The sequence below is a fragment of the Streptomyces sp. NPDC002701 genome, from assembly GCF_042889045.1.
Taxonomy (GTDB): Bacteria; Actinomycetota; Actinomycetes; order Streptomycetales; family Streptomycetaceae; genus Streptomyces.
The window spans coordinates 781084-806931 of record NZ_JBIAQL010000002.1; the positions used below are offsets into that span (position 1 = coordinate 781084).

General features: G+C 71.9%; 23 protein-coding genes. 14 read left to right on the top strand and 9 right to left on the bottom strand.

Features of this window, described 5'->3' with window-relative positions:
* Nucleotides 1–72 precede the first annotated feature (72 nt).
* Nucleotides 73–2151, top strand: a complete 2079-nt coding sequence (locus ACFYXC_RS07660; RefSeq protein ID WP_389548093.1) for a SpoIIE family protein phosphatase — start codon at nt 73–75, stop codon at nt 2149–2151.
* 60 nt (nt 2152–2211) lie between these two features.
* Nucleotides 2212–3075 (top strand): Fpg/Nei family DNA glycosylase, encoded by an 864-nt coding sequence (locus ACFYXC_RS07665; protein WP_389548096.1) that lies wholly within the window; start codon nt 2212–2214, stop codon nt 3073–3075.
* A 39-nt stretch (nt 3076–3114) separates the two neighbouring features.
* On the opposite strand, the gene ACFYXC_RS07670 is transcribed toward ACFYXC_RS07665, so the two are convergent.
* The 4 genes from ACFYXC_RS07670 to ACFYXC_RS07685 form a co-directional block, all read right to left on the bottom strand.
* Nucleotides 3115–3777 carry an anti-sigma factor family protein gene (locus ACFYXC_RS07670; protein WP_389548098.1) on the bottom strand — a complete coding sequence of 221 codons (663 nt, stop codon included), beginning with the start codon at nt 3775–3777 and terminating at the stop codon, nt 3115–3117.
* Nucleotides 3778–3997: 220 nt separating this feature from the next.
* Nucleotides 3998–4513: a hypothetical protein gene (locus ACFYXC_RS07675; protein WP_389548101.1), complete on the bottom strand. Its 516-nt coding sequence runs from the start codon at nt 4511–4513 to the stop codon at nt 3998–4000.
* A gap of 134 nt (nt 4514–4647) precedes the next feature.
* Entirely contained in the window at nt 4648–5193 is a 546-nt protein-coding gene (locus tag ACFYXC_RS07680) for a sigma-70 family RNA polymerase sigma factor (RefSeq protein ID WP_307130016.1), read from the bottom strand.
* 173 nt (nt 5194–5366) lie between these two features.
* The gene (locus ACFYXC_RS07685; RefSeq protein ID WP_388905348.1) at nt 5367–5828 is read right to left on the bottom strand and encodes a universal stress protein; all 462 of its coding nucleotides are present in this window, start codon (nt 5826–5828) and stop codon (nt 5367–5369) included.
* 161 nt (nt 5829–5989) lie between these two features.
* Here ACFYXC_RS07685 and ACFYXC_RS07690 point away from each other — a divergent pair, with 161 nt between their 5' ends.
* Complete coding sequence (locus ACFYXC_RS07690) at nt 5990–6844, top strand: polysaccharide deacetylase family protein (protein WP_389548105.1); 855 nt, start codon at nt 5990–5992, stop codon at nt 6842–6844.
* 58 nt (nt 6845–6902) lie between these two features.
* On the opposite strand, the gene ACFYXC_RS07695 is transcribed toward ACFYXC_RS07690, so the two are convergent.
* Nucleotides 6903–7565, bottom strand: coding sequence for a class F sortase (locus ACFYXC_RS07695; RefSeq protein WP_388905350.1), 663 nt, complete (start codon nt 7563–7565; stop codon nt 6903–6905).
* A 332-nt stretch (nt 7566–7897) separates the two neighbouring features.
* Here ACFYXC_RS07695 and ACFYXC_RS07700 point away from each other — a divergent pair, with 332 nt between their 5' ends.
* A complete protein-coding gene (locus ACFYXC_RS07700; RefSeq protein ID WP_389548108.1) occupies nt 7898–8386 on the top strand; it encodes a hypothetical protein in 489 nt (162 codons plus the stop codon).
* 114 nt (nt 8387–8500) lie between these two features.
* Here ACFYXC_RS07700 and ACFYXC_RS07705 read toward each other — a convergent pair whose 3' ends face one another.
* Both ACFYXC_RS07705 and ACFYXC_RS07710 read right to left on the bottom strand, forming a co-directional pair.
* Nucleotides 8501–9040 (bottom strand): hypothetical protein, encoded by a 540-nt coding sequence (locus ACFYXC_RS07705; protein WP_388905353.1) that lies wholly within the window; start codon nt 9038–9040, stop codon nt 8501–8503.
* Nucleotides 9041–9311: 271 nt separating this feature from the next.
* Nucleotides 9312–10076: a hypothetical protein gene (locus ACFYXC_RS07710; RefSeq protein WP_389548454.1), complete on the bottom strand. Its 765-nt coding sequence runs from the start codon at nt 10074–10076 to the stop codon at nt 9312–9314.
* A 935-nt stretch (nt 10077–11011) separates the two neighbouring features.
* Between ACFYXC_RS07710 and ACFYXC_RS07715 the strand changes: the two genes are divergently transcribed.
* From ACFYXC_RS07715 to ACFYXC_RS07725, 3 genes are all read left to right on the top strand, one after another.
* Complete coding sequence (locus ACFYXC_RS07715; RefSeq protein ID WP_388905354.1) at nt 11012–11992, top strand: SCO0930 family lipoprotein; 981 nt, start codon at nt 11012–11014, stop codon at nt 11990–11992.
* 336 nt (nt 11993–12328) lie between these two features.
* Complete coding sequence (locus tag ACFYXC_RS07720; RefSeq protein WP_389548111.1) at nt 12329–13141, top strand: SAM-dependent methyltransferase; 813 nt, start codon at nt 12329–12331, stop codon at nt 13139–13141.
* Nucleotides 13138–15273, top strand: coding sequence for a putative bifunctional diguanylate cyclase/phosphodiesterase (locus ACFYXC_RS07725; protein ID WP_388905356.1), 2136 nt, complete (start codon nt 13138–13140; stop codon nt 15271–15273). Before ACFYXC_RS07720 ends, ACFYXC_RS07725 begins: the two co-directional genes overlap by 4 nt.
* 409 nt (nt 15274–15682) lie before the next feature.
* Here ACFYXC_RS07725 and ACFYXC_RS07730 read toward each other — a convergent pair whose 3' ends face one another.
* A complete protein-coding gene (locus tag ACFYXC_RS07730) occupies nt 15683–16567 on the bottom strand; it encodes a LysR family transcriptional regulator (protein WP_388905357.1) in 885 nt (294 codons plus the stop codon).
* Nucleotides 16568–16661: 94 nt separating this feature from the next.
* Here ACFYXC_RS07730 and ACFYXC_RS07735 point away from each other — a divergent pair, with 94 nt between their 5' ends.
* The 6 genes from ACFYXC_RS07735 (at nt 16662) to ACFYXC_RS07760 (ending at nt 23752) form a co-directional block, all read left to right on the top strand.
* Nucleotides 16662–17369, top strand: coding sequence for a succinate dehydrogenase (locus ACFYXC_RS07735; RefSeq protein WP_388905359.1), 708 nt, complete (start codon nt 16662–16664; stop codon nt 17367–17369).
* A 2-nt stretch (nt 17370–17371) separates the two neighbouring features.
* Entirely contained in the window at nt 17372–19342 is a 1971-nt protein-coding gene (locus tag ACFYXC_RS07740) for a fumarate reductase/succinate dehydrogenase flavoprotein subunit (protein WP_389548115.1), read from the top strand.
* Complete coding sequence (locus tag ACFYXC_RS07745) at nt 19339–20088, top strand: succinate dehydrogenase/fumarate reductase iron-sulfur subunit (RefSeq protein ID WP_388905362.1); 750 nt, start codon at nt 19339–19341, stop codon at nt 20086–20088. The genes ACFYXC_RS07740 and ACFYXC_RS07745 overlap by 4 nt, the downstream gene beginning before the upstream one ends.
* Nucleotides 20089–20360: 272 nt before the next feature.
* A complete protein-coding gene (locus ACFYXC_RS07750) occupies nt 20361–21131 on the top strand; it encodes a GNAT family N-acetyltransferase (protein WP_389548120.1) in 771 nt (256 codons plus the stop codon).
* A 221-nt stretch (nt 21132–21352) separates the two neighbouring features.
* Entirely contained in the window at nt 21353–22198 is an 846-nt protein-coding gene (locus ACFYXC_RS07755) for a lysophospholipid acyltransferase family protein (protein WP_389548457.1), read from the top strand.
* Nucleotides 22199–22231: 33 nt separating this feature from the next.
* On the top strand, nt 22232–23752 hold the full coding sequence (locus tag ACFYXC_RS07760) for an acyl-CoA synthetase (RefSeq protein WP_389548123.1): 1521 nt from the start codon (nt 22232–22234) through the stop codon (nt 23750–23752).
* On the opposite strand, the gene ACFYXC_RS07765 is transcribed toward ACFYXC_RS07760, so the two are convergent.
* Complete coding sequence (locus ACFYXC_RS07765) at nt 23740–24795, bottom strand: LLM class flavin-dependent oxidoreductase (protein ID WP_389548126.1); 1056 nt, start codon at nt 24793–24795, stop codon at nt 23740–23742. The two genes, ACFYXC_RS07760 and ACFYXC_RS07765, sit on opposite strands and share 13 nt — an antisense overlap.
* An 86-nt stretch (nt 24796–24881) precedes the next feature.
* Between ACFYXC_RS07765 and ACFYXC_RS07770 the strand changes: the two genes are divergently transcribed.
* Nucleotides 24882–25838, top strand: coding sequence for a TerC family protein (locus ACFYXC_RS07770; RefSeq protein ID WP_389548129.1), 957 nt, complete (start codon nt 24882–24884; stop codon nt 25836–25838).
* Nucleotides 25839–25848 lie beyond the last annotated feature (10 nt).

The window sequence follows — 25848 nt, forward strand, 5'->3', positions numbered from 1 at the left end:
CGCGACCGGCCGGGCGGCGCGTGCTCCGCCGTACGAGTCGAGGATTCGGTCGAACCCTGACAAAGTGGGCTCATGGCTGATCGGGGTGCGAGCGCCCTGTCACTCCCGGACGACTGGCCCGCCCACCCGGATCCGATCCTGGCGCTCAACCGTATGGGCAGCTTCGACTGGGACCTGGACAACGGCGTCATGCGGATGGACGCCCTGGGGCACGAGATCTTCGACATGCGTCCCGAGGAGTACGCGGGGCGCCCCGAGAACCTGGCCCCGCGGGTGCCCCCGGACGAGGCCCACCGCCTGGACGTGCACGTCTCCCAGTCCCTCAAGGACGGCAGCGAGAACTACGGGGCGTACTTCCGCATCCGCCGCCGGGACGGCACCCTGCGCTGGACCCACACCCAGGGCTACATCCAGCGCGACGAGACGGGCCGGCCGCGCCGCATCATCGGCATCGTCCGCGACGCCACCCCGGAACTGAGCGAGGCCCAGGAGCGCCGCGAACAGGCCGCCCTGGACGACGAGGCCCGCCGCCGGCAGACGAACGTCGTCCAGATCACCACGGCGGCCCTCGCCCACGCCCGTACCGTCCAGGACGTCATCGACGTCCTGCAGAACAACCGGGGCGTCGCCCACCTGGGCGCGGCCAGCCTGGTCATGGGCCTGGTCGAGGCCGGCCGTATCCGCCTGGTCGCCGAGGGCCCCGCGGGCAGCTTCGTGCCCGGCACCCTGGTCACCCGCATCGACGAGCAGTACCCGATGAGCGACGTCGTGCGCACCCTGAGCCCTCGCTTCATCGAGTCCCCGGAGGAGTTCGCCGACTCCTATCCGCTGCTGTGGCCGCACCTCACCGGACTCGACATCACCTCGGCGGCCTATCTGCCGCTCGTCGCGCAGGGCAGGCCGGTCGGGGCCATGGGCCTGCTCTACGACGACCGGCGCGGCTTCTCGGCGCAGGACCGCAACGTCCTCGTCGCCCTCGGCAGCGGCATCGCGCAGAGCCTGCAGCGCGCCATGTTCTACGAGCAGGAGAAGGACCTCGCCCAGGGCCTCCAGCAGGCCATGCTGCCGCGCTCGATCCCGAGCCTCCCGGGCGCCGACGTCGCCGTGCGCTACCGCTCGGGGTCCCTCGGCCGGGAGATCGGCGGCGACTGGTACGACGTGATCCCGCTGCCCGGCGGCCGCGTCGGCGCCGTCATCGGCGACGTCCAGGGACACGACACGCACGCGGCCGCCGTCATGGGCCAGCTGCGCATCGTCCTGCGCGCCTACGCGGCCGAGGGCCACACCCCGGCGACCGTCATGGCCCGCGCCTCCGTCTTCCTGCACGAACTCGACACCGAACGCTTCGCCACCTGCCTGTACGCCGAGGCGGACCTGTCCACCGGAGTGGTCCAGGTCGTCCGGGCCGGCCACATCGATCCGCTGGTCCGCGACACGGACGGCGGCTGCCGCAGGCTCCCCGTCGAAGGGGGCCTGCCGCTCGGCCTGTCCGCCCTGTTCGGATGCCTCGAGTACCCGGTCGACACCTTCGAGCTCCACCCCGGCCAGATGCTGCTCCTGTGCACCGACGGTCTGGTCGAGCAGCCGGGCATCGACCTCGACGACGGCATGCGGACCCTGCGCGCGCTCATCGCCGCGGGACCGGACGACGTCCGCGACCTCGCCGACCGGCTCATCGACGTCGCGGAGGAACGCGCCGGCGAGGACGACGTGGCACTGCTCCTGCTGCGGCGCCTCGCCGTGGCGGCGCCGCGCTCCGGGGGACGGCTCCAGCAGCACGTCGGGCCCGGCGACCCGGAGGCGCTCACCGAGGCCCGGCACATGATCCGCACCGCCGTACGGGCCTGGGGCGCCCGCGAGCGGGCCGACGAGATCGAGCTGGCCGCCGACGAACTGATCACCAACGCCCTGATGCACACGGAGGGCGCCGCCGTCGTCACCCTGCGGGCCCTCACCGGTCCGGTCCGCCGGATCCGTGCCGAGGTCGAGGACGCGTCCAGTGCCCTGCCGCGCCGCCGGGAGGCGGGCGAGTCCGGTGTCTCCGGGAGGGGGCTCCTCCTGGTGGACCGCCTCGCGGACGTGTGGGGTGTGGAGGCCCGGGGCGGCGGCAAGTGCGTCTGGTGCGAGTTCCTGGTGCCGGACCGCGAATGAGGGGACGGGGGCGCACGGCTCCGCGCGCGCCCCGCGGGACGCCGGTGGCACCCTGGACCCATGCCGGAACTGCCCGAGGTCGAAGCGCTGAAGGACTTCCTGTCCGGGGAACTGGTGGGTCACCAGATCACCCGCGTGCTCCCCGTCGCGATCAGCGTGCTGAAGACGTACGACCCGCCGCTCACCGCCCTGGAGAGCCGCGAGGTCACGGCCGTGCGCCGGCACGGCAAGTTCCTCGACCTGCGGACGGCCGGCGGGCCGCACCTCGTCACGCATCTGGCCCGGGCCGGCTGGCTGCACTGGAAGGACCGGCTGCCCGACGGGCCGCCCCGACCGGGCAGGGGTCCGCTGGCGATGCGTGTCGCGCTGGAGACCGGCGCGGGCTTCGACCTCACCGAGGCCGGCACCCAGAAGCGGCTGGCGGTGTACGTCGTGCGGGACCCGGGGGAGGTCCCCGGCGTGGCCCGCCTCGGCCCGGACCCGCTGGCCGACGACTTCGACGAGGCCCGCTTCGCCGGACTCCTGGAGGGCGAGCGCAGACAGCTGAAGGGCGCCCTGCGCGACCAGAGCCTGATCGCGGGGGTGGGGAACGCCTACAGCGACGAGATCCTGCACGCCGCGAAGATGTCGCCGTTCAAGCTGGCCTCCGCCCTGACCCCGCAGGAGACCCAGCGGCTGTACGAGGCCCTGCGCACCACCCTCACCGAGGCCGTCGAGCGCTCCCGTGGCGTGGCCGCGGGCCGGCTGAAGGCCGAGAAGAAGAGCGGCCTGCGCGTCCACGGGCGTACCGGCGAGCCCTGTCCGGTCTGCGGTGACACCGTCCGGGAGGTGTCCTTCAGCGACTCGTCGCTCCAGTACTGCCCGACCTGTCAGACCGGCGGCAAGCCCCTCGCGGACCGCAGGACGTCCAAGTTCCTGAAGTAGTCCGCGGCGGACCGGGGCACCCCGCGGCGGGGCAGGACCTCAGGGGGTCTTGAGCACCACGAGCCGTTTGCCGTCCGCCGTGCGCACCTCGTACCGGACGATGTCGGCGGGGTGCATCGCGGCCGCGCCCTGCATGGCGGCGTCGTCCGGGGGCGGCGCGGCCTTTCCGGGGACGGTCCAGCTCAGGACGACCTGTTCCGAGCCGTCGTGGCCGATGGCGACGAGTTCGCAGGACTGGTCGGCGGAGGCGTGCTTGACCTTGACGTCCACCTCGCTGCCCCAGGCCCGGTCGAGGGTGGTGACCTCGGCCCACACCCCGGTTCCCGGGTCGGTCGCGGCGAGTGTCCGGCCGGCCGAGCCCTCGTCCCCGGCGATGACCGCGATCGCGGGCCCGCCGACGGCGAGGGCCACGGCGGCGGCGACCGCGAACAGCCAGCGCCTGCGCCCGCTCCTGCGCGCCTGGACGACGTCGTCCAGGAGCCGGTCCAGCAGGCCCGGCCCGGCCTGGGTCATGGGGTTCACCGTGCGCGGCGTCGCCTGGGCGTAGGCCCGCAACGTCCGTGTGGTGGCGGACAGTTCATGTATCTGAACCGCACACTGGGGACACTCCATGAGGTGGTCCTCGAAGCGGAATGCATCCGCCTCGTCCAGCACGCCTAGCGCGTATGCGCCGACGTCGCGGTGGCGTTCCAGCGACCTCATACCAAATCCTCGTGCCGTGCCGATGGGGGGTGTGTGCGGGGAGTAGCTACTTGCCCACCGGTACGCAGGGGACCGCTGAATCACTCAAGTCCCGGCCGGAATGGAACCAGGAGATTCGGAGCGGCCGGGCCCGCGGATTGGTCGAGGTTCGAAAAAACTGGTCAGGGGAGCCGGCCGGAGGGCGCCGTCACGGACAGGTCACGGGAAGGGGCGGCGAAATTCAGAAAAGATGAATCGCCAGGTGTCCCAGCGGCAGCCCCAGTTGCCAGGCCGGTGTCCAGACCTTCGGTCCGTCGTCCTCTCCGACGACGGGACCGCCGCCCGGTACCGCGTCCAGGTCCGGTGCGAGCAGCTCGGTCTCCTCCAGCCAGCGCCAGGCCGCCGTCGCCAGGTCCAGGTCCGGCGCCGGACCGCCCGTTTCGGCGGCCTCGGCCGCGAGCCCCGCGATCCGCTCGCGCACCCAGTCCTGCCACGGCTGGTCGTACGCCGTCAGCGACAGCCACGTCTCCAGCTGGGTCACCACCCGGATGCCGGACAGCTCGCCGCTCGTGTCCGAGAGGAAGATGGTGAGTGCCAGGGCGTCACGCCCGGCGCGGAACTCGAAGGACGTGGGCGGCATCAGGTCGCCGGTCCGCAGCAGTTCGTCGGCGATGTACTCGGCGTACAACCACGCCATGGGGACGGTCAGTTCACCGCCGCCGGTGCCGTCCGTGCTCTCTTGACCTCTGTGCAGCATCCCTTCCTGCCTCCTCCGGTGCGTGCGCGTCGCCCGAACCCGGGTCCCGTTCGGGAACACGGATGAGGACAGCTGATTGCTCAACCATGATCCTCAGCAAGGCGCTTTACGGAGGCTTGACCCGGCCTTCGGTTTCACCGCAGGTCGGCCGCGTATCCCGGAAGAACCCGGCGCAGGGCGCGCAGCGCGTAGTACGCGCGAGATTTCACCGTACCGGGCGGAATACCCAGGGCCGCGGCGGCCTCCGCCACACTCGCCCCCCGAAAATACACCTGCACCAGGACTTCACGATGCTCGGGAGTGAGTGTCTTCACAGCCTCCCGCACATCGAGGGTCGCCACGGAGCGTTCCGCGTGATCGGCGGCGACCCGCGCGCTCTCCAGCACGGCGTCCCCGACCTCGGCGGGCCGCGCCTGCCGGGCCCGTCGGGCGTCTATCGCCAGCCGGCGTCCCACGGTCAGCAGCCAGGGCCGTACGGAGTCGAAGTCGTCGGCCCGCAGAGCCTCGGGATGCTGCCAGGCGCGTACGAACGTCTCCTGCACCAGATCCTCGGCGCGCTGGCGGTCCCCGTCGGAGAGCCTCAGCAACAGGGCGAAGAGCGGTGCTCCGTGCTCCCGCTGCAATTCGGCCAGCTCGTGCTCGGCGGTCGTCCTGCTGGTCATGGTGATGGCGGCCGTCATGGCCGTATGCCAGCGCAGGGCGTCCCGCCGGGACAGGGGCACGACACGGCTCGTCGGCAGACGGTCGAACCCGTCGACGAACGGTACGACGAACGGTCAACCGGGACGGGCGGCTCCGCCTCCGCATGCCCCGGCCCGGCCCGGGTGACCGGATCGCCACTCCCGCGGCCGGGCTACGGGACCACCGTCACCGGCCAGCGGCCCGCCTTCACCAGACGGATGGCGACGGAACCGACGATCCGGTGTCCCGCCTGCTCCGACGCGCCCACCACGACGGCGTCCGCCTTGAGCTGGTCGGCCGCCGAGACGAGCCCGTTGTACGGGTCGCCGCGGAAGGTGTGGAACTCCCAGCGCACATCGAATATGCCCTTGACCTGCTCGGCCCCCGCCTGGATCTCCCGGACCAGTTCCTCGGCGATCTGGTCGGTCGTCTCCGCGACCGGCACCCCGAGCGCGGCACCCGCCGCCATCACCGGCTGCACGTACACCAGGGTCAGCAGCGCCCGCTGCCGCCTGGCCAGGCCCGCGGCGTAGGAGGCGGCCCGCAGCGACGACTCGGAGCCGTCCACGCCGACCATGATGACCTTGGGCCCGTCGGTGCCCCGTTCGAACTGGTGGGAGTGCTGTTCCGTCACGGCCCGAGGCTATCGGAACCGGCGGCCGGTCCGTCCGTCCGGGACCCGCCTCCCCGCACAGCACCGCCGGACCGCCCGCGGATGCTCTCAACGGGTGCTTTCGTACCTCCGCACCGGTGGCACCGTGCTGTGGTGCGCCACAGTCGGGCGACTGATCACTCATGAACAAGGACCAGCTCCTCTCGCGTCGCCGGGCGTTGTCCGCCGGTGCCGCCGTCCTGGCAGCGGCGGGTGCGGCCGGCGCGGTACAGCTGCTCACCGGCGACCAGGGCCCCCCGGCCGGGTCCTCCGCCGCGCCCGCGCCCGCCGCCGGGGCCCGGGCGCACAGGACCGCCGGGAAGCCCTCCGCCTACCGTCTGCAGCCCATCGCCGGATACGGACCGGCCCGCGGCACACCGGCGCGCACCCTCGTACGGCACGAGCCGTTCCTGCGGATGTCGGGACGCGGCCGCAGCATGGTGCTGACCTTCGACGACGGGCCCGACCCCCGCTACACCCCGGACATCCTGCGGGTCCTGGAGACCCACGACGTGCGCGCCATGTTCTTCGTGTGCGGCGAGATGGCCGCCGACAACAAGGACATGCTGCGCCGGATGTCGGACGAGGGGCACGTCGTCGGCAACCACACCTGGTCCCACCCGCTCCTGACCCGGCTGAGCAGGTCCGCGATCCGCTCCCAGATGGAACGCACCAGCGAGGTCATCGACGAGGCGTACGGCGAGCGGCCCGGCTGGTTCCGCGCCCCGTACGGGGCCTGGAACCGGGCCACCTTCCAGATCGGGGCCGAACTCGGCATGGAGCCGCTCGCCTGGACCGTCGACACCCTCGACTGGACGGAGCCGGGCGCCCGCACCATCGAGCGCCGGGTCGTCAGAGGCGCCGCCCCCGGGGTCGTGGTCCTCGCGCACGACGCGGGCGGCGACCGCTCGCAGAGTGTGAAGGCGCTGCGCGACTACCTGCCGCGGCTGCTGGACTCGGGCTACCACATCACCGTGCCCCGGCGGCAGCTCGGCTAGACCGGCCGTCACCCTCCCGTCGTCCGCCCGGCCGGGGCACCCCCGGCCGGGACGACGCTCAGCGGACCTCGACCATGCGGGCGAACGCGACGACGTTCCCGTCGTAGCCGTCCTGCTCCGAGAAACCGCCGCCGCAGGTGATGACCCGCAGCTCGGGATGCCCGGTGTTCCCGTAGACGCGGTCACCGGGGAAGTTGTTCTTCTCGAACACCTCGATGCCGTACACCTCGAACACGGCCGTCTTCCCGTCCCGGCGCCGGACCTCCACGCGGTTCCCCTTCTCCAGGGCCCCGAGGCCGTAGAACACGGCGGGCCCCTGCCGGTTGTCGACGTGCCCCACGACGACGGCCGTGCCCTTCTCGCCGGGCGACACCGCGCCGGAGAACCAGCCCGCGAGGTTCGCGTCCTCGGGCGGCGGCGCGTCCACCCAGCCCTCCATGTCGAGGCCCACCGGCACGGCGGGGGCGTCGACCTGGATCGCCGGGATCCTGATGCGGTCCACCACGGAGAACGACAGGGGGGCGGGGGTGCCCCGCCGGGACCCGTCCGGGAAGGCGCTGTCCGCGGCGGCGGCCGTCGCGGGCTGCGGTGGCCCCACGTCGAACTCTCCCGAGCCGTTGCGAATGAGAGCGAGGCCGGTCAGCAGGACAAGCGCTATGACACCCCAGGGAGCGCGCTTCCTGGGGCGCTCCTCCTCTTCGGCCAGCTCGGACACGGACATTCGCAAACCCCTCTCGACGCGGCCGTCGCCCCGTCCGTCGCGCATACGAGAACGCTAAGCGCAGCCTGCGCGCGGGGCGACGGGAGAAGGGCGAACGGGTGGCGGGCAGGGCCGGTCGTGCGCCATCCGAGTCTGCACCGTGAGGAAATTTCTGACAGTCCGTGACCTGCGGCAATATCCGATTGTGTTCCTTTCCGTCGGCGTGTCCTCTCACCAGGACGGACCATTCCCGACATGCGGCCCTGTGCACGGCAACTGAGTGTCTGTCTGGGAGGCGTCTCTCGCCGATCGACCCGGGGACGTTCCCCGGGGCGCCTTCCGCGGAGGATCACATGCGTAGCACTCGTGCCCTGGCGGTCTCTGCGACAGCGGTCGCCGCCCTCGGGCTCCTCGCCCCCCAGGCCGCGGCCTGGGACACGTCGAGCAACATCGTCGCCATGCCCGGCGCCATCGCCAGGGGCGGCCAGCTGACCGTCACCGTCGACGGATGCCCGAACGGCGGCTGGATGTCGTCGCGCGCCTTCCCGAAGGCCCGTCTGTCACCGATCAGGAACCACAGCGAGACGTCGAAGGGGACCACGACCGTCAACAGCTCGGCCGCTCCGGGCGCGTACGACATCACGGTCCACTGCCATGGCAAGCCCGCACTCACGAAGTCCGCCGCCTTCACCGTCATCGGCGGTGTGCGCGGTGGTCTCGGCGGCAGCAGTTCCAGTGGCGCCACACCGACCGACATGGCGATCGGCGGCACCCTCGTCGGGCTCGCGCTCGTCGGTGGCGGGGTGTTCTGGATGCGGCGCCGCTCCGAGAGCAAGATCTGACCCCCGCCGCCCCTCCCCGGAGTCCGGCCTCTTCCCGCCGGAGCCGTGCCCGCACGCGAACGGCCCTGCGCCCCGGCCCCACGAGGGTCCCGGGGCGCAGGGCCGTCCGGTGCGTCAGCCGCGATGCTCGCCGGCGCGCCTGCGTGACCAGTGGTACGCCGCGCCGACCGAGCCGGCGATGAGGAGTGCCCCGAGCCCGATCTCGCCCGGGTCGAAGCCGTCGGCGGTGCCGCCGACGCCCGCCTTGACGCCCCGGTGGACGGGGGGATGCGTCGGATCGTCGGGCCGGCCGGTGGCGATGGTCAGGTCCGTACGGCCGGACTCGTGCCCGCACCGGAACGTCACCTCGTACACCGCGCCGGGCTTGGCCTCCCAGTCGACGGTGGCCGTGGCCGTGCCCTGCCCTTTGTGGATCGTCACCGTGTCGAAGACGCCGGAGGTCACCTTGGTCTGCGACCTGCAGCCGTCGACCGAGAGCGTGACGCGGCCGCCCGCGGCGATGGTCGACGGCGTGACGTCGAAGCCGAACGAGGTGATGTTGCGGTCCCTGCCGCCGTCCCCGTCGCCCTCGCCCTCGGCGACGGCGACGGGCGTGGTGAGGGTCAGGGCGGTCATGCCCAGCAGTGCGGCAGAGGCGACACGTATCGCGCGCATGGTGAGTCCTCCGGGTCCCCGAGGAGCAGACCGCGGACCTTTTCCGCTGCGCCGTACATGCACCTCGATGACCGAAACGCTAGGAAGGTGCGGGCGCGGGCGCGATCGCAGTAGCGCGAATGGGGCAACCGTGTGGGCCGAACCGGTTGCCCCGTACCCGCGACCGGGGGACGGGCGCGGCGTGGCGCACGTCCCCCGGCACCGCTCTCCGGTGCGGTCCGCTGTCTCCCGCCTCCCGCCTCTCGGCCGCCGGCTCGCGGTGCGCGGTCCGTCAGCCTCCGGCTCTGGGGAAGTGCGACAGGAACGGGTCGGCGGTGGCCGTGATCCCGCGGCTGTAGGGCGCGTCGAAGTCCCAGATCAGGAAGAGCAGGAAGGCGATCAGCGCGGCGAACAGACCCGCCAGGACCACTTCGCGCAAGGTGCGGCGGATCTGCAGGGCGAAGATGAGCCCCACGGTCACCACGGCCCCGGTGATCAGACCGAACCACACGACCCCCGGCATGGTCGGCCCCGTCGACTCGGCCCGGGCGGTGCGCGCCGTGTCCGCCACGGTCACCTGGTCGACGAGCGGCTGGTACGCCTGGGCCTCGAAGTCCGACCTCGGCTCGTAGTCGGTGATGTCGTGGCGGACCCGCTCCAGCAGCTTCCCGCCCCGCTCGGTGACCCGGCCCTGCTCGGCCATGGTCTTCCACTCGGTGGTGACGACGTGGTCCACGTACGCGTCGACGTCCTCCCGGATGCGGTCGCGCACGTCGGCAGGGTAGATCCGGACGCGCTCGGAGATCTCGTGCAGCGCGTTCGCCTCCGTCCGGACGTGGTCCTCGGCGACACCCCGGGCCTCCCAGACGCCCGCGATGGCCAGGCCGAGCACGATGGCGTACACCACGCCGATCATCATCGTCATGTACTCGATGACGTCGGGGGTGTCGGACGGATCGTCGTCCTCGGAGGCCGTGTGGTGCCGTACGAAGGTGACGATGAGGACGACGACGGCGGCAGCCGCCATCGCGAGGGCGAGAACAAGCCATTCCGACAAGGGATCCTCCAGGGTCAGCGCGGACGCAGCGCGGCGGCGGCGAGCACGGCGGGCGCGGTGATGAGCAGGGTGAGCGACACCAGGGACGGACCGCCGCGGGGCGGGGTCCGGTGCGCCCTGACGCGGTACGGCGGATAGCTCACCGGGGTCGCCGACGGACCGGGCCGCGCGCTGGGGGTCGGCGCCGGGGGCGGCGCGGGCGGTGCAGGTCGTGGCGCGGCGGGGATCGGCCGCGGCGCCACGGGGGCCGGCGGTGCGACGGTCGGGGGAGCCGGGGACGGCCGTGGCGGGGGCGGTGGGGCCGGCGCGGGCGGCGGGGTGGGGGCCGGCTTCGGCGGGGGCTTCGGTGGGGGAGGCGGCTTCGGCGGCGGCGTCGGACTCGGGGGAGGGGGCTTCGGCGGCGGCGTCGGTGTCGGACTCGGGCAGGGCGGCGGAGGCGTCGGGGTCGGGCAGGTGCCCGCCACCGCCACCGCTCCGCCCCCGTCGGGGCCGGTGGAGGCCCACGCGCACGCGTCGGCGGCGGCGGGCGCCGGTGCGCCGCCCGCGATCCAGGTCAGGGTCAGCAGCGCCAGCAGCCTTATGCCGAGGGCGAGTCGGTGCGGCGGTGTGGTTCGTCGTGGTCCAGGCACGATCGCGATCATCGGTCCCCGCGCGTCCGTACACGCGGGACTGACTCCTAATCCCCCCGAAGGAGGGACAAACAGCCCCATGAAGTTGCCGAACACCGCCGCAGGACGCTCCGCAGGGGCGCGGGACGGCCCTCGGCCCAAGGCGCCGGCCGCCCCCTCGAACCCCACGGGGAGCAGGGCTCCCGGGCGTTACCGGAAAGAAATGTGTGCCCTCTTTGAACACTCACCGCACCCCCGCCCGTACCTAGGGCCATACGCGGTGCTGAGCGGTGCCGCAACACCCTATGCAGACAGCGGGAGTTACCAATGAAGACCTCCTGGCGGAGCGCCTCACTCGTAGCGTCAGCTGCGGCAGTGCTGGTGCTGACGACGGCGTGCGGTCAGGAAAAGGCGGACACTTCGACCGGCAGCCAGAACGTGGGCGCGGCGCCCGCGGCCGATGGCTACGGTACGGCGGGAGTGGGGGCTAGCCCGGGCACCGAGGCGGGTGCCGCCCCCGCGGGGCAGGGCGCGGTGGCGCAGAGCGCCGGCCAGCTTGCGGTTGCCGACACCGACAAGCTCGGTGAGGTGGTCACGGACAGCGCGGGCATGACGCTGTACCGCTTCGACAAGGACACGGCCGAGCCGCCGAAGTCCACCTGTGAGGGCGACTGCGCCACCGCCTGGCCTCCCGTGCCCTCCTCGGGTGCCGCCGCCCCGGTCGGCATCGACAAGGCTCTGCTCGGCGAGGTCACCCGTGCCGACGGTACGAAGCAGCTGACCATCGACGGCTGGCCGCAGTACCGGTTCGCGAAGGACACCAAGGCCGGTGACATCAAGGGACAGGGTGTGGGCGGCACCTGGTACGCGTCCGCCCCCACCGGGAAGAAGGCGTCCGCCGGCGGCGGGGGCGGAGCGGCGGCCGCCGATCTGCCGGGTCTGTCGACCCGTGAGGACGCCGAACTGGGCGAGGTCGTCGTCGACAAGAACGGCATGACGGTCTACCGCTTCGAGAAGGACACCCCGTGGCCGATGAAGTCGGCCTGTGTCGGCGCGTGCCTCGAGAAGTGGCCGGTCGTCGAACCGGTGGACGCCGCCGACACCAAGGGCATCGACAACAAGAACGACGGCCGGCGCGGATACGTCGTCCTGAACCGTCCGGACGGACTCAAGCAGCAGAGCATCGACTGCTGGCCGCTCTACACCTTCGCGGGCGACAAGAAGCCCGGGGACATCAACGGCCAGGGCGTCGGCGGCACTTGGTACGCCATCTCGCCCGAGGGCAAGCCGCTCGGCAAGCCGCAGTAGCACCGGGAGCACCGGGAGCACCGGGTACGAAAGCAGCCACCGGGCACATCGCGACACATGCGTACGAGCTCCGCTTCACTCCCTCCGCACCGCACGGAGGGGGTGAAGCGGCTTTTTCACATCCGAACCGCTCCTGTCGCGACTCTTCGTGACGCTGCGCGATTCCCCCGGATCTCTTTGGAACGCTTCGGGGCGATTTCGCAAGACATTCCGTCCGGCACGTGCCGGAGGCAGAGGTCTTGAACGGACGGTCAATTTCCGTTTCCACTCGCTCCATTGGCGGGCGATCAGTAGCCTCTGCTCGAACACCGGATCGTCTACGCCTTGGAGAGACAGATGGAGCGTCCCGCCTGGGCCCCGCGTGGCATCGACATCTCGGTGCCCAGCGTGAGCCGTGTCTACGACTACTACCTGGGCGGATCGCACAACTTCGAGACCGACAGGGAAGCCGCGCGCAGGGCCATGGAGTTCATGCCGGGCCTCCCCAAGATCATGCAGGCGAACCGGGCGTTCCTGCGCCGCGCCGTGCGCTTCGCGGCCGGCGAGGGCATCACGCAGTTCCTGGACATCGGCTCCGGCATCCCCACCTTCGGCAACGTCCACGAGGTGGCCCAGAGCGCCCGTCCGGGCGCACGCGTCGTCTACGTGGACCACGATCCGGTGGCCGTGGCGCACAGCGAGGCCGTGCTGGCCGGCAACGAGGACGCGGACGTCATCGCCGCCGACCTCCGCAAGCCCCGGGAGATCCTGTCGAGCCCGCGGCTGCAGCGGCTGATGGACCTGAATCAGCCAGTCGCGCTGCTTCTCGTTGCCATACTGCACTTCGTGGAGGACGAGGACGACCCGTACGGTGCTGTGGCAGAGCTGCGGGACGCGCTGGCGCCCGGCAGTCTGCTCGTCGTCACCCACGCCTCGTACGAGGGGATCCCGCTCCCCCCGGAGCGGGCCCGTGGTGCCGTCGACGTCTACAAGGACATCAGAAACCCGCTGATCATGCGCTCGCGCGACGACATCGCGCGGTTCTTCGAGGGGTACGACATGGTGCAACCCGGACTGGTGCCGATGCCGAACTGGCGGCCCGACCCGGCGTGTGAGGAAGAGGATCCCTATTCCTACTCGGGTTTCGCGGGCGTGGGGCGCACGGCGTGACCGCGGAGCCGGACGGGCCGGAGGACAGACTGCGCAGGTTCGCGACGATCTGGAGCCGGGCGGTCTTCCCGGTCACCGCGACCTCGCTGACCAGGCCGGAGTTCGAGCAGCGCCTCGTGCCGCTCGCCCGGCGGCTCAGTGAGGCGCTGCGGGCCAGGACGTTCCAGGCGGCCGAGGGACAGGCCGTCGGCGCCGCGCTCATCGGGGCGCACTGCACGGAACCCGAGGCCCTCAGCGCCACGCTCGACTGCGTCGACGCCTACCTGGTGCTCTACTGCGGAGGTGACGGGCCCCAGGACGCCCTGCGGGCCCGCTCGGCGCGGCTGCAGCACGCCATGGCCGCCGGGTTCGCGCACGCGCTGCGGGAACGGACGCTGGCCGAGCAGGAGACCATCGCCCGCGCCGCCCTCCAGGCCCAGGGCGTCGTCGCGGACGCCCTGCACGCCACCGAGGCACGCTTCCGCGCGGTCTTCGAGGGCGCGGCCATAGGCATCGGTGTCGCCGACCTCGACGGCAACATCCTCCAGGTGAACAACGCCCTGCTGCGTATGTTCGGCGGCACCGAGCAGTCGGTGCGCGGACGCAGCGTCACCGACTGGACCCACCCCGAGGACGCCCCGCAGGTCTGGCGGCTCTACGAGGAACTGGTGCGCGGCGACCGCGAGCACTACCACGTCGAAAAGGCGTTCTACCGGCCCGACGGAACGGTCCTGTGGACGAACCTCACCGTCTCGCTGCTGCGCGACGCGGACGGGCGCCCGCAGTACCAGCTCGCCCTCATGGAGGACACCACCGAGCGCAGGCTGCTCAACCTCCGTCTCCGGTACGAGGCGACGCACGACGCGCTCACCGGGCTGCCCAACCGCACGCTGTTCTTCGAGCGGCTCGACAAGGCCCTCTCCGCGGGCGAGGGCATGCGCTTCGGTCTCTGCTACCTCGACCTCGACGGCTTCAAGACCATCAACGACAGCCTCGGGCACGCGGCGGGGGACCGGCTGCTCGTCGAGGTCGCCGACCGGCTGCAGTCCTGCGCGACCGCGCCCGGCGAGATGGTGGCCCGGCTCGGCGGTGACGAGTTCGTGGCCCTGACCACCGGGCCCGACACCGAGAGCGAGGTCGACGCGCTCGCCGACCGCATCATGAACGCCCTGGTCACCCCGGTGCGTATCGAGGGCCGGGAGCTGACGGTCCGCGGCAGCATCGGCATCGTCGAGGGTCCGACGGGTGAACGCGGTCCGGCGGAGGTGCTGCGCAGCGCCGACATCACGATGTACCGGGCCAAGTCGGCGGGCGGCAACCGGTACGAACTCGCTGACGCCGAGGCCGACGCCCGTGCCATCACCCGGCACGGGCTCACCACGGCGCTGCCCGCGGCGCTGGACCGGGGTGAGTTCTTCATCGAGTACCAGCCGCTCGTGCATCTCGGTGACGGCAGTGTCCACGGGGCGGAGGCGCTGGTGCGCTGGCTGCATCCGCAGCACGGCGTGCTCGGGCCCGACCGGTTCATCCCGCTCGCCGAACACACCGGTCTGATCGTGCCGCTGGGGCGGTGGGTCCTGGAGCAGTCGGTGCGCCAGGCCCGGGTCTGGCAGGAACGTCACTCCGACGCCGGTCCGCTGCGGATCAATGTCAACCTCTCGCCGTGCCAGCTGACCCATCCCGGTCTGGTCTCCGACACGGTCGACATCCTGGAGCGGGCCGGCCTCGAACCGGACGCGCTCTGCCTGGAGGTGACGGAGTCGGCGCTGATCGGTGCCGACGACGATCTGCTCAAGCCGTTGCGGCGGCTTGCCGAGATGGGTGTCGACATCGCGCTCGACGACTTCGGTACGGGGTACTCGAACCTGGCCAATCTGCGGCGGCTGCCGGTGAGCATCCTCAAGCTCGACCGGTCCTTCACGCAGGGCATGCAGCAGTTTCCCGCGGATCCCGTCGACCTCAAGATCGTCGAGGGGATCGTCTCGCTGGCCCACAGCCTGGACCTCGCGGTCACGGTGGAGGGGGTGGAGACGGGGGCGCAGGCCGAGCAGTTGCGGATCCTGGGCTGTGACACGGCTCAGGGCTGGTACTACGCCCGCCCTGGTCCTCCGGACCGGCTGCACGATCTGGCCCTGGTGGACGCAACGGGCTGACCGCCCGCGCCCTTTTTGGGGGTGGGGGTGGCTGGGCGTTGTTCGTGACGTGCGGGTGCGTCGTGGCTGATCGCGCAGTTCCCCGCGCCCCTTAAAAGCGGGGTGCCTGCGGCTGGGCGGTCTTTCAGGGGCGCGGGGAACTGCGCCCCCAGCCACACGCGACCCGCGCCGGACCACCGGAGGGACGCCGGTTTTGTGGGGGCGCGGGGAACTGCGCCCCCAGCCACACGCGACCCGCGCCGGACCACCGGAGGGACGCCGGTTTTGTGGGGGCGCGAGGAACTGCGCGATCAGCCACGTGCGGCCCGCGCGTGACCGTCGGGGGACCCTGGGCTTTCTGAGGGCGCGGGGAACTGCGCGGTCGGTTGCGGCGTCGGTCGCAGGAGTGAAAGGCGCCCCCCAACCCCCCTCAGCGTTCAAGCAGCATGCGTTGGAGCTCGCGGGCCGCCCGCGGTGGGGCCACGTCACTGCGGTGGGCCAGCGCGATGGTGCGGGCCAGCCCGGGCCGGGCCAGCGGCGTCACCCGCAGCCCCCGCCCCGACCGAGCCGCCACCATCCGCGGCACCACCGCCACCCCGAGCCCCGCCCGCACGAACCCCAGCACCGCGTCCATCTCCCCGCCCTCCACCGCGAAGTCCGGCTCGAACCCCGCGGAGCGGCACGCGGCCACGGTCAGCTCCCGCAGGTCGTACCCGTGGCGGAACATCACCATCCGTTCCCCCTCCAGATCCGGGACACGGACGGTCCGCCGCCCGCCCCCCGGCGCGGGCGCCTCCGGTGACGACACCACGACCAGGTCCTCCCGCAGCACCTCCACCGTGGTCAGCGCGGGCGACGGCGTGGGCAGCGGGAGGACGACGAGGGCGAGGTCGAGAGCACCGCGGGCCAGCTCCCGTACCAGGTCGTGGGAGCCGCCCTCCTCGATCAGCAGCCTGACGCCCGGATACCGGTCGTGGAAGGCCCGGAGCACGTCCGGCAGCAGACCCGTGCACAGACTGGGCGTCGCGCCGAGCCGGACCCGGCCGCCGCGCAGCTGGACCAGCTCCTGCACCTCGTGCCGGGCCGTGTCGGCGTCCGCCAGGATGCGCCGGGCCAGCGGCAGCAGGGCCTCTCCGGCGTCCGTGAGCGTGATGTTCCCGCGCGCCCGGAGAAAAAGGCCGGCCCCCAACTCCCGCTCCAGCGCCTTGATCTGCTGGGAGAGCGACGGCTGGGCGACGTGGACCAGCTCGGCGGCGCGGGTGAAGTGACGGGTCTCGGCGACGGCCACGAAGTACTGGAGCTGCTGGAACTGCATCTTTCCATCGTACGTCGACGATAGGAGTTGCCTATGGAAACGAGCCGCACCATGTCTTGGACCGATCGGCCCGACCGGTCGTAGCGTCGCTCCCATGGCTCTGGCAACACGGACGGACCGAAAACGGTCCGTGACGCGCACCATGTGGGACTCGTCCGTCGGCAAGAAGACCGTGATGGCCGTCAGCGGCCTGATCATGCTGGGGTACCTGGTCGTCCACATGCTCGGCAACCTCAAGATCTTCTTCGGACCGGGGGAGTTCGACCACTACGCGCACTGGCTGCGCACCCTCGGCGAACCCTTCCTGCACTACGAGTGGGCGCTGTGGATCGTCCGCGTCGTCCTGGTCGCCGCCGTCGTCGCGCACGCCGTCTCCGCGTACCAGCTCAGCCGCCGTGACATCAGGGCGCGCCCCACGAAGTACGTGCACAGGAAACCCCGGGCCGGGTACGCGACACGCACCATGCGGTGGGGCGGGGTCATCCTCGGCCTGTTCATCGTCTGGCACATCCTGGACCTGACGACCGGCACCGTGCACCCGAACGGCTTCCAGTCCGGACACCCGTACCAGAACGTGGTCGACACCTTCTCCACCTGGTACGGGAACGCCGTCTACATCGTCGCGGTGCTCGCGCTCGGCCTGCACGTCCGGCACGGCTTCTGGAGCGCGGCGCAGACCCTCGGCGTGGGCAGCCGTACCCGTGACCGGGCCCTCAAGACCGTCGCAGACGTGCTCGCCGTGGCGCTCACGGCGGGTTTCGTCGCCGTACCCGTGGGCGTGATGACCGGAGTGGTGAACTGAACATGACCTCTGCATTCACCGAGTACGCCCAGTACTCGACCGGAGAGCCCGTCGTCGACACCAAGGCCCCGAAGGGTCCGGTGAACGAGCGCTGGGACACCCGCCGCTTCGAGGCCAGGCTGGTCAACCCCGCGAACCGCCGCAAGCACACCGTGATCGTCGTCGGTACGGGGCTCGCGGGCGGCTCGGCCGGCGCCACGCTCGCCGAACAGGGCTACCACGTCGTGCAGTTCTGCTACCAGGACTCCCCGCGCCGCGCCCACTCCATCGCCGCGCAGGGCGGTATCAACGCCGCGAAGAACTACCGCAACGACGGCGACTCGGTGCACCGCCTGTTCTACGACACCGTCAAGGGCGGCGACTTCCGGGCACGCGAGTCGAACGTCCACCGGCTCGCCCAGATCTCCGTGGAGATCATCGACCAGTGCGTCGCCCAGGGCGTGCCCTTCGCCCGCGAGTACGGCGGTCTCCTCGACACCCGGTCCTTCGGCGGCGTCCAGGTGTCCCGCACCTTCTACGCCCGCGGCCAGACGGGCCAGCAACTGCTCCTCGGCGCCTACCAGGCACTGTCCCGCCAGATCGCGGCCGGGAACATCGAGCTGCACGCCCGCACCGAGATGCTCGACCTGATCGTGGTCGACGGACGGGCCCGCGGCATCGTGGCCCGCGACCTGGTCACCGGGAAGATCGACACGTACTACGCGGACGCCGTCGTGCTGGCGACCGGCGGCTACGGCAACGTCTTCTACCTGTCGACCAACGCCATGAACTCCAACGCCACCGCCATCTGGCGGGCCCACCGGCGCGGCGCGTACTTCGCGAACCCCTGCTTCACGCAGATCCACCCCACCTGCATCCCGCGCACCGGCGAACACCAGTCCAAGCTGACGCTGATGAGCGAGTCGCTGCGCAACGACGGCCGCATCTGGGTACCGAAGGCGAAGGGCGACGACCGGCCGGCGAACGCGATCCCCGAGGACGAGCGCGACTACTACCTGGAGCGCGTCTACCCGGCCTTCGGCAACCTCGTGCCCCGCGACATCGCCTCCCGCGCCGCGAAGAACGTCTGCGACGAGGGCAGGGGAGTGGGACCCGGCGGGCAGGGCGTCTACCTCGACTTCGCCGACGCCATCCGGCGCATGGGCCGCAGGGCGGTCGAGGAGAAGTACGGCAACCTCTTCGACATGTACGCGCGGATCACCGCCGAGGACCCGTACACGGTGCCCATGCGGATCTACCCCGCCGTGCACTACACGATGGGCGGCCTCTGGGTCGACTACGACCTGCAGACCACCGTCCCCGGCCTGTTCGCGATCGGCGAGGCCAACTTCTCCGACCACGGGGCGAACCGGCTCGGCGCCTCCGCGCTCATGCAGGGCCTCGCCGACGGCTACTTCGTCCTGCCGTCCACGATCAACGACTACCTCGCCCGCCACCCGCACCGCTCCGGCGACGACGACGTGGACGACGAACACCCCGTCGTGCAGGAGATCCTGGCCGACACCGAGGACCGGCTGCGGGTGCTGCTCGCCGTCGACGGCGACCGCACCCCCGACTCCTTCCACCGCGAACTCGGCGAGCTGATGTGGGAGTTCTGCGGCATGGCCCGTACGGACGCGGGGCTGCGCAAGGCTCTGGAGCGCATCCCGCAGATCCGCGAGGAGTTCTGGCGGCGCATCAAGGTCCCCGGCACCGGCGAGGAGTTCAACCAGTCGCTGGAGAAGGCCAACCGGATCGTCGACTACCTAGAGCTCGCCGAGCTGATGTGCCTCGACGCGCTGCACCGCGAGGAGTCCTGCGGCGGCCACTTCCGCGAGGAGTCCCAGACCCCGGACGGCGAGGCGGCCCGCCGCGACGAGGAGTTCTCCTACGCGGCCGCCTGGGAGTTCACCGACACCGGTGACGCGCCCGTCCTGCACAAGGAAGACCTCGTCTTCGAGTACGTCCACCCCACCCAGCGGAGCTACGCATGAAGCTCACCCTGCGCGTCTGGCGGCAGAAGAACGCCGACGCCGACGGAGCGATGTCCACGTACGAGGTCGACGGCATCTCGGCCGACATGTCCTTCCTGGAGATGCTCGACACCCTCAACGAGGAGCTCATCCTCCAGGGCGACGACCCCGTCGCCTTCGACCACGACTGCCGTGAGGGGATCTGCGGCGCGTGCTCGCTCGTCATCAACGGCGACGCGCACGGGCCCGAGCGCACCACCACCTGCCAGCTCCACATGCGGTCCTTCGAGGACGGCGACACGATCGACATCGAGCCGTGGCGGGCCTCCGCGTTCCCCGTCGTCAAGGACCTCGTGGTCGACCGGTCCGCCTTCGACCGGATCATCCAGGCCGGCGGGTACGTGACCGCGCCGACGGGGGCCGCGCCGGAGGCCCATGCCACGCCGGTGCCCAAGCCCGACGCGGACTTCGCGTTCGAGCACGCCGAGTGCATCGGGTGCGGGGCGTGCGTGGCGGCCTGCCCCAACGGGGCCGCGATGCTCTTCACCTCGGCGAAGGTGAACCATCTCAACGTGCTGCCGCAGGGGGCGCCGGAGCGCGAGACACGGGTGCTGGACATGGTGGGGCAGATGGACGAGGAGGGGTTCGGGGGGTGCACGCTCGTGGGCGAGTGTGCGACTGCCTGCCCCAAGGGGATTCCGCTGATGTCCATCACCGGGATGAACAAGGAGTGGCTGCGGGCCACGCGGAAGGCGTCCAGGCGGTAGCGCTCGGCCGCCTCGGTGAACAGCCTCGGTCGTTCGTCGGGTGCGGGTGCGGGTGCGGGTGTGGGGGCCGGTCGCGCAGTTCCCCGCGCCCCTTGCGGGCCTTCGGCCCCTGCGACGGAGCCCGGCCCCTGGCATTCAGCTAGCTCACATCCGGGCTCCCTCCCCGGGTCGCCCGGCGGTCAGCCGGGGTCGGAAGAACAGGAACGCACGGACCGTACGCTGCGGTCCGCCGCGCCGCTCCGCCGCATCCGGCCTGTGACCAGGAGAGAGCCATGACCGGCGTTTCCATGCTCGACAGCCCCCCTCTGTCGACGGCACCCACCCGCTACACCGTCACCCTCGCCCGCGACGAGTCCGACGTCCGGGACGTACAGCGCCTGCGCCACGACGTCTTCGCCGGTGAGATGGGCGCCCTGCTGGCCACCCCCCGGCCGGGCCTCGACATCGACGCCTTCGACGCCTACTGCGACCACCTCCTCGTGCGCGACACCACGAACGGCCAGGTCGTCGGCACCTACCGGCTCCTGCCGCCCGAGCGCGCCGCCGTCGCGGGCCGGCTCTACTCGGAGAGCGAGTTCGACCTCGGCCCGCTCGCCGGAATCCGCCCGGACCTCGTCGAGGTCGGCCGCTCCTGCGTCCACCCCGACCACCGCGACGGTGCAGTCATCGGTCTGATCTGGGCCGGCATCGCCCGTTACATGACCGACCGCGGCCACGAGTGGCTGGCGGGCTGCTGCTCCGTCCCGCTCGCCGACGGCGGAACACTCGCCGCGGGCACCTGGGACCGGGTGCGGGACAAGCACCTGGCGCCCGAGGAGTACCGCGTACGGCCGCTGCTGCCCTGGAGCGCCGAGGGCGTCACCCGTCCCGCCCGCGCCGAACTCCCCCCGCTGCTGCGCGGCTACCTGCGCCTGGGCGCCTGGGTCTGCGCGGAGCCGGCGCACGACCCGGACTTCGGGGTCGCCGACCTGTACGTACTGCTGTCGATGCGCCGGGTCAATCCGCGCTATCTGCGGCACTTCCTCTCCCTCGTGCCCGCGTGATGAGCGCGCCCCGCATGAGTGTGCTCCTGCGTCCCCGGCGCGCCGCTGCGACCCTCGCCGGGCCGGGCGCGGGCACCGCGGCGCTCCTCGGAACAGGCACGGGCCCCGGCACTGGTACCGGCGCCGGTCCGGTGAAGGTGCCGAGTCCGCGCCGGGGCGGGACGCCGGCCGGGTCCCGCCCGGCCGCGGCGGCCCCGGCGGCTCCTTCTCCCGCGGTGCCCGTGAGCGCCTGGCTGCCCAGCGCCCCCTGCACCCCGGGGGCCTGCGTGGAGTCCGCGCGGGCGGGCACCGCCGTACCGCTCGCCGTGCTGCGGCTCGTCTCGCTGCTCCTCGTGGTCGCCACCGGCATCGCCCTGATCCCGCTCGTGGGGCGGGTCCCGGCCGGGCCGCGCGACCGGCTCATCAGGGTGTGGTGCCGGACGATCGTGCGCACCGCGGGCCTACGCCTACGGACCACCGGCGCGGCGCCGCCCACCGGGGGCCTGCTGCTGGTGGCCAACCACATCTCCTGGCTCGACATCCCGCTGCTCGCCGCCGTCCGCCCCGGCCGGATGCTCGCCAAGGCGGAGATCAGGCACTGGCCGGTGGCCGGGGCGCTCATCGCGAGCAGCGGCGGGCTGTTCATCGAACGCGACCGGCTGCGCGCCCTCCCCGCGACGGTCGGACGGATCGCGGAGTCCCTGCGCGGCGGCGGGGCGGTCGTGGTCTTCCCCGAGGGCAGCACCTGGTGCGGCCGGGCACAGGGCCGTTTCCGCCGGGCCGCCTTCCAGGCCGCCCTCGACGCCGACGCGGCCGTCCAGCCCGTGCGCCTGCACTACCGGCACGACGGGGGCGCGCCGGCCACCGCACCCGCGTTCGTGGGCAGCGACTCGCTGCTCGCCTCGGTGTGGCGGGTCGTGTCGGCCCGCGGCCTCGTCGCCGAGGTCGACGTCCGTGCGGTGCTGCCGCCGGGCAGCGCCCCCGACCGGCGGACACTCGCCCGGGCCGCCGAAACGGTCACGACCGGCCCGGCGTGTGCCGCACATCCCCCGGTGCGCGCGAACAGGCAAGCCCCTGCACACCTCTGACGGTCCGTCACCGGACCGGGGTACCGTCCCCGCATGTACCCCGGAGCGTACGACCCCGCCAGGACGGCCGTCGTCACCGCGGACGGCGGCCGCGCCCTCACCTACGGCCAGTTGGAGGACCGCTCCCTGCGGCTCGCGGACCATCTCCGGTCCGCCGGACTGCGCGTGGGCGACCATCTGGCGCTCCTCTCCGACAACGACCCGCGCGTCCTGGAGGTCTACTGGGCGGCACTGCGCTCCGGCCTCTACCTGACCGTGGTCAACCACCACCTGACCGCCGGCGAGGCCGCCTACATCGTCCGCGACTGCGGCGCGAAGGCACTCGTCGTCGCCGCGCCGCTCGCCGGACTCGGGCGGACGATCGCGGAGTCGGCGCCGGGACCCCGGCTGCGGCTGGACTTCGACGACGGTTCCTACGAACGCGCCCTCGCCGGCGCCTCGCCCCGGCCCCCGGACCACCAGCCCCGCGGCGCCGACATGCTCTACTCCTCCGGCACCACCGGCCTGCCCAAGGGCATCGCGCCGACACTTCCCGAGGGCGACGTCCGCGAGACCATGTCCGTCGCCCAGCTGATCTTCCAGCCCATGTACGGCTTCGGGGAGGACTCCGTCTACCTCTGCCCGGCCCCGCTCTACCATGCCGCGCCCCTGCGCTTCTGCCTGGTGGTGACCGCGACGGGCGGCACCGTCGTCCTCATGGACTCACTGCGCTCCTTCGATCCCGAGGCCGCGCTGGCGGCGATCGAGCGGCACCGGGTCACGCACAGCCAGTGGGTGCCCACCATGTTCGTACGGATGCTGAAGCTGCCGCGCGAGGTGCGCGACGCGTACGACGTGTCGTCGCTCAAGGTCGCCGTCCACGCCGCCGCGCCCTGCCCGGTCGAGGTCAAGCGGCGGATGATGGACTGGTGGGGCCCCGTCCTGTACGAGTACTACGCGGCGACGGAGGCCAACGGGATCACCTTCGCCGGCCCCGACGAATGGCTGCGCAGGCCCGGGACGGTGGGCCGCGGCGGATTCCTCGGCGAGCTGCGGATCTGCGACGACGACGGCAAGGTGGTGCCCGCCGGCGAGACGGGGACCGTGTACTTCGAGCGCGACGAACTGCCGTTCCGCTACCACAACGACGAGGCGCGTACCCGGGAGGCCCAGCACCCGGAGCACCCGAACTGGACGACCACCGGCGACATCGGACACGTCGACGAGGACGGCTACCTCTTCCTCACCGACCGCAAGGCGTTCACCGTCATCTCCGGCGGCGTCAACATCTACCCCCAGGAGATCGAGGACTGCCTCACCCTGCACCCCGCGGTCTCCGACGTCGCGGTCGTCGGCGTACCGGACGCGGAGATGGGCGAGGCGGTCAAGGCCGTCGTCCAGCCCGCCCCCGGCGCGGCCCCCGGCCCCGCCCTCGAACGTGAACTCCTCGACTTCGTCCGCGCCCGCATGGCTCACTACAAGGCACCCCGCAGCGTGGACTTCACGGCGGAACTGCCCCGGACGCCCACCGGGAAACTCGCCAAGTCCCGGCTGCGGAAGAGCTATTGGCCCTGAGGCGGGTCGTGCGGTCGCGGGGCGGTCCCGGGCGGCCGGGCGGTCCCGAGGTCCGCGACCGCCGCCAGCCTGCGGTACGAGTCCAGCAGCGCCTCGCGGTCGTACGTGCTCGTCGTGACCAGGACCTCGTCGGCGGCGGTCTCCTTGAGCACCGTTTCCAGTTCGTGGGTCACCTGGTCCTCGGTGCCGGCGATGTGGCCGGTGAGCCCCGACTCGTAAAAGCCGCGCTCCCTGTCCGTCATCGGCAGGGTCTCGACGCGCTCGGCGGGCGGCAGTGGCGGGAACGTGCCGCGGGTGCGCGAGTGCGCCATCGACCAGGCTTCGGGGAGCAGCAGGCGGCGGGCCTCCTCGGGGGTCGCCGCGACCGCGACGGTGCCCGAGATGACGACGTACGGCTCCCGTGACCAGGCCGACGGCCGGAACGTCTCGCGGTAGTGGTCGACGCCGCGCCGCATCTTCTCGCGGTTCCTGAGGTCGCCGATCACCATCGGCAGCCCGGCCCGGGCGGCGATCGTGGCGCCCTCGCCCATGGCCAGCACGAACGGCGGGACGGCCAGGCCCTCGGCGGGGCGCGCGTGCACACCCGTCGGGGACGTGCCGCGGAACCAGCCGAGCAGTTCGTCCAGCTGCGCCGCGAAGTCGTCCGCGACGTCCTTGTCCCGGCCCAGCGCCTTCCGTACGCCGTCCGTGAACCCCACCGAACGGCCCAGGCCCATGTCGATGCGGCCGGGGAACAGGGACTCCAGGACACCGAACTGCTCCGCCACCACCAGGGGCTGGTGGTTGGGCAGCATCACCCCGCCCGTGCCCACCCGGATCGTGCGCGTCGCGGCGGCGACCGCGGCGGCCAGCACGGTCGGCGCGGAGCCGGCGACCCCCGGCACGCCGTGGTGCTCCGAGACCCACACCCGGTGGTAGCCGAGCCGCTCCAGATCCCCCGCCAGCCGCACGGTGTCACGCAGCGCCTCGGGCGCCGTGTGACCTTCCCGGGTGCGGGAGCGGTCGAGGACGGAGAAACGGGTCGACGCGATCACTGAGCTCACACGAGGTTCAACAGCGGGGGAGCCCCGGGATTCCCGCCGGAGGTGGTTTCGTTCTGTCATTCGCATCACCGGCCCCCGGAGGAACCGTGGACGTCACCCTTGGCGTGTGGGCGCTGACCGTCGCCGTGCTCTGCGCGCTCGTCGCTGTGGACTTCCTCGTCGGACGCACACCCCACGAGGTCTCCCTCAAAGAGGCCGGCATCTGGAGCGCCGTCTGGATCGCCCTCGCCGTCGCGTTCGGTACCGGCCTGCTGGTCGTCTCCGGCGGCGGCCCGGCGGGCGAGTTCTTCGCCGGGTACGTCACGGAGAAGGCGCTGAGCGTCGACAACCTCTTCGTCTTCGTGCTGATCATGGCGAAGTTCTCGGTGCCGGCGCAGTACCAGCAGCGGGTGCTGATGGTGGGCGTGCTGGTGGCGCTGGTGCTGCGCACCGTCTTCATCGCGGCCGGCGCCGCAATCATCTCCACGTTCTCCTGGGTCTTCTACCTCTTCGGGGCGTTCCTCATCTGGACCGCGTGGAAGCTCGTACAGGACGCCCGCAAGGGTCACGGGGAGGAGGAGTACGAGGAGAACAAGCTGCTCAAGGCCGTCGAGCGGCGCTTCGGGGTGGCCGACCGCTACCACGGCACCAAGCTGTGGGTCGAGCAGAACGGCAGGCGTGTGATGACGCCGATGCTGGTGGTCATGCTCGCGATCGGCTCGACGGACGTCCTGTTCGCCCTGGACTCCATCCCGGCGATCTACGGCCTGACCGAGGAGCCGTACATCGTCTTCACCGCGAACGCCTTCGCCCTGATGGGCCTGCGGCAGCTGTACTTCCTCATCGGCGGCCTGCTGAAGCGGCTCGTCCACCTCTCGTACGGGCTGGCGGTCATCCTCGGCTTCATCGGCGTCAAACTGGTGCTGCACGCCCTGCACGAGTCGGGGGTGCACGTCCCGGAGATCGGCATCCCGTTCTCGCTCGGCTTCATCGTCCTGGTGCTCGCGGTGACGACCTTCACCAGCCTGCGGGCCTCGAAGCGGCAGGAGAGAGGGGCGTCCTAAGGTGGGCGGT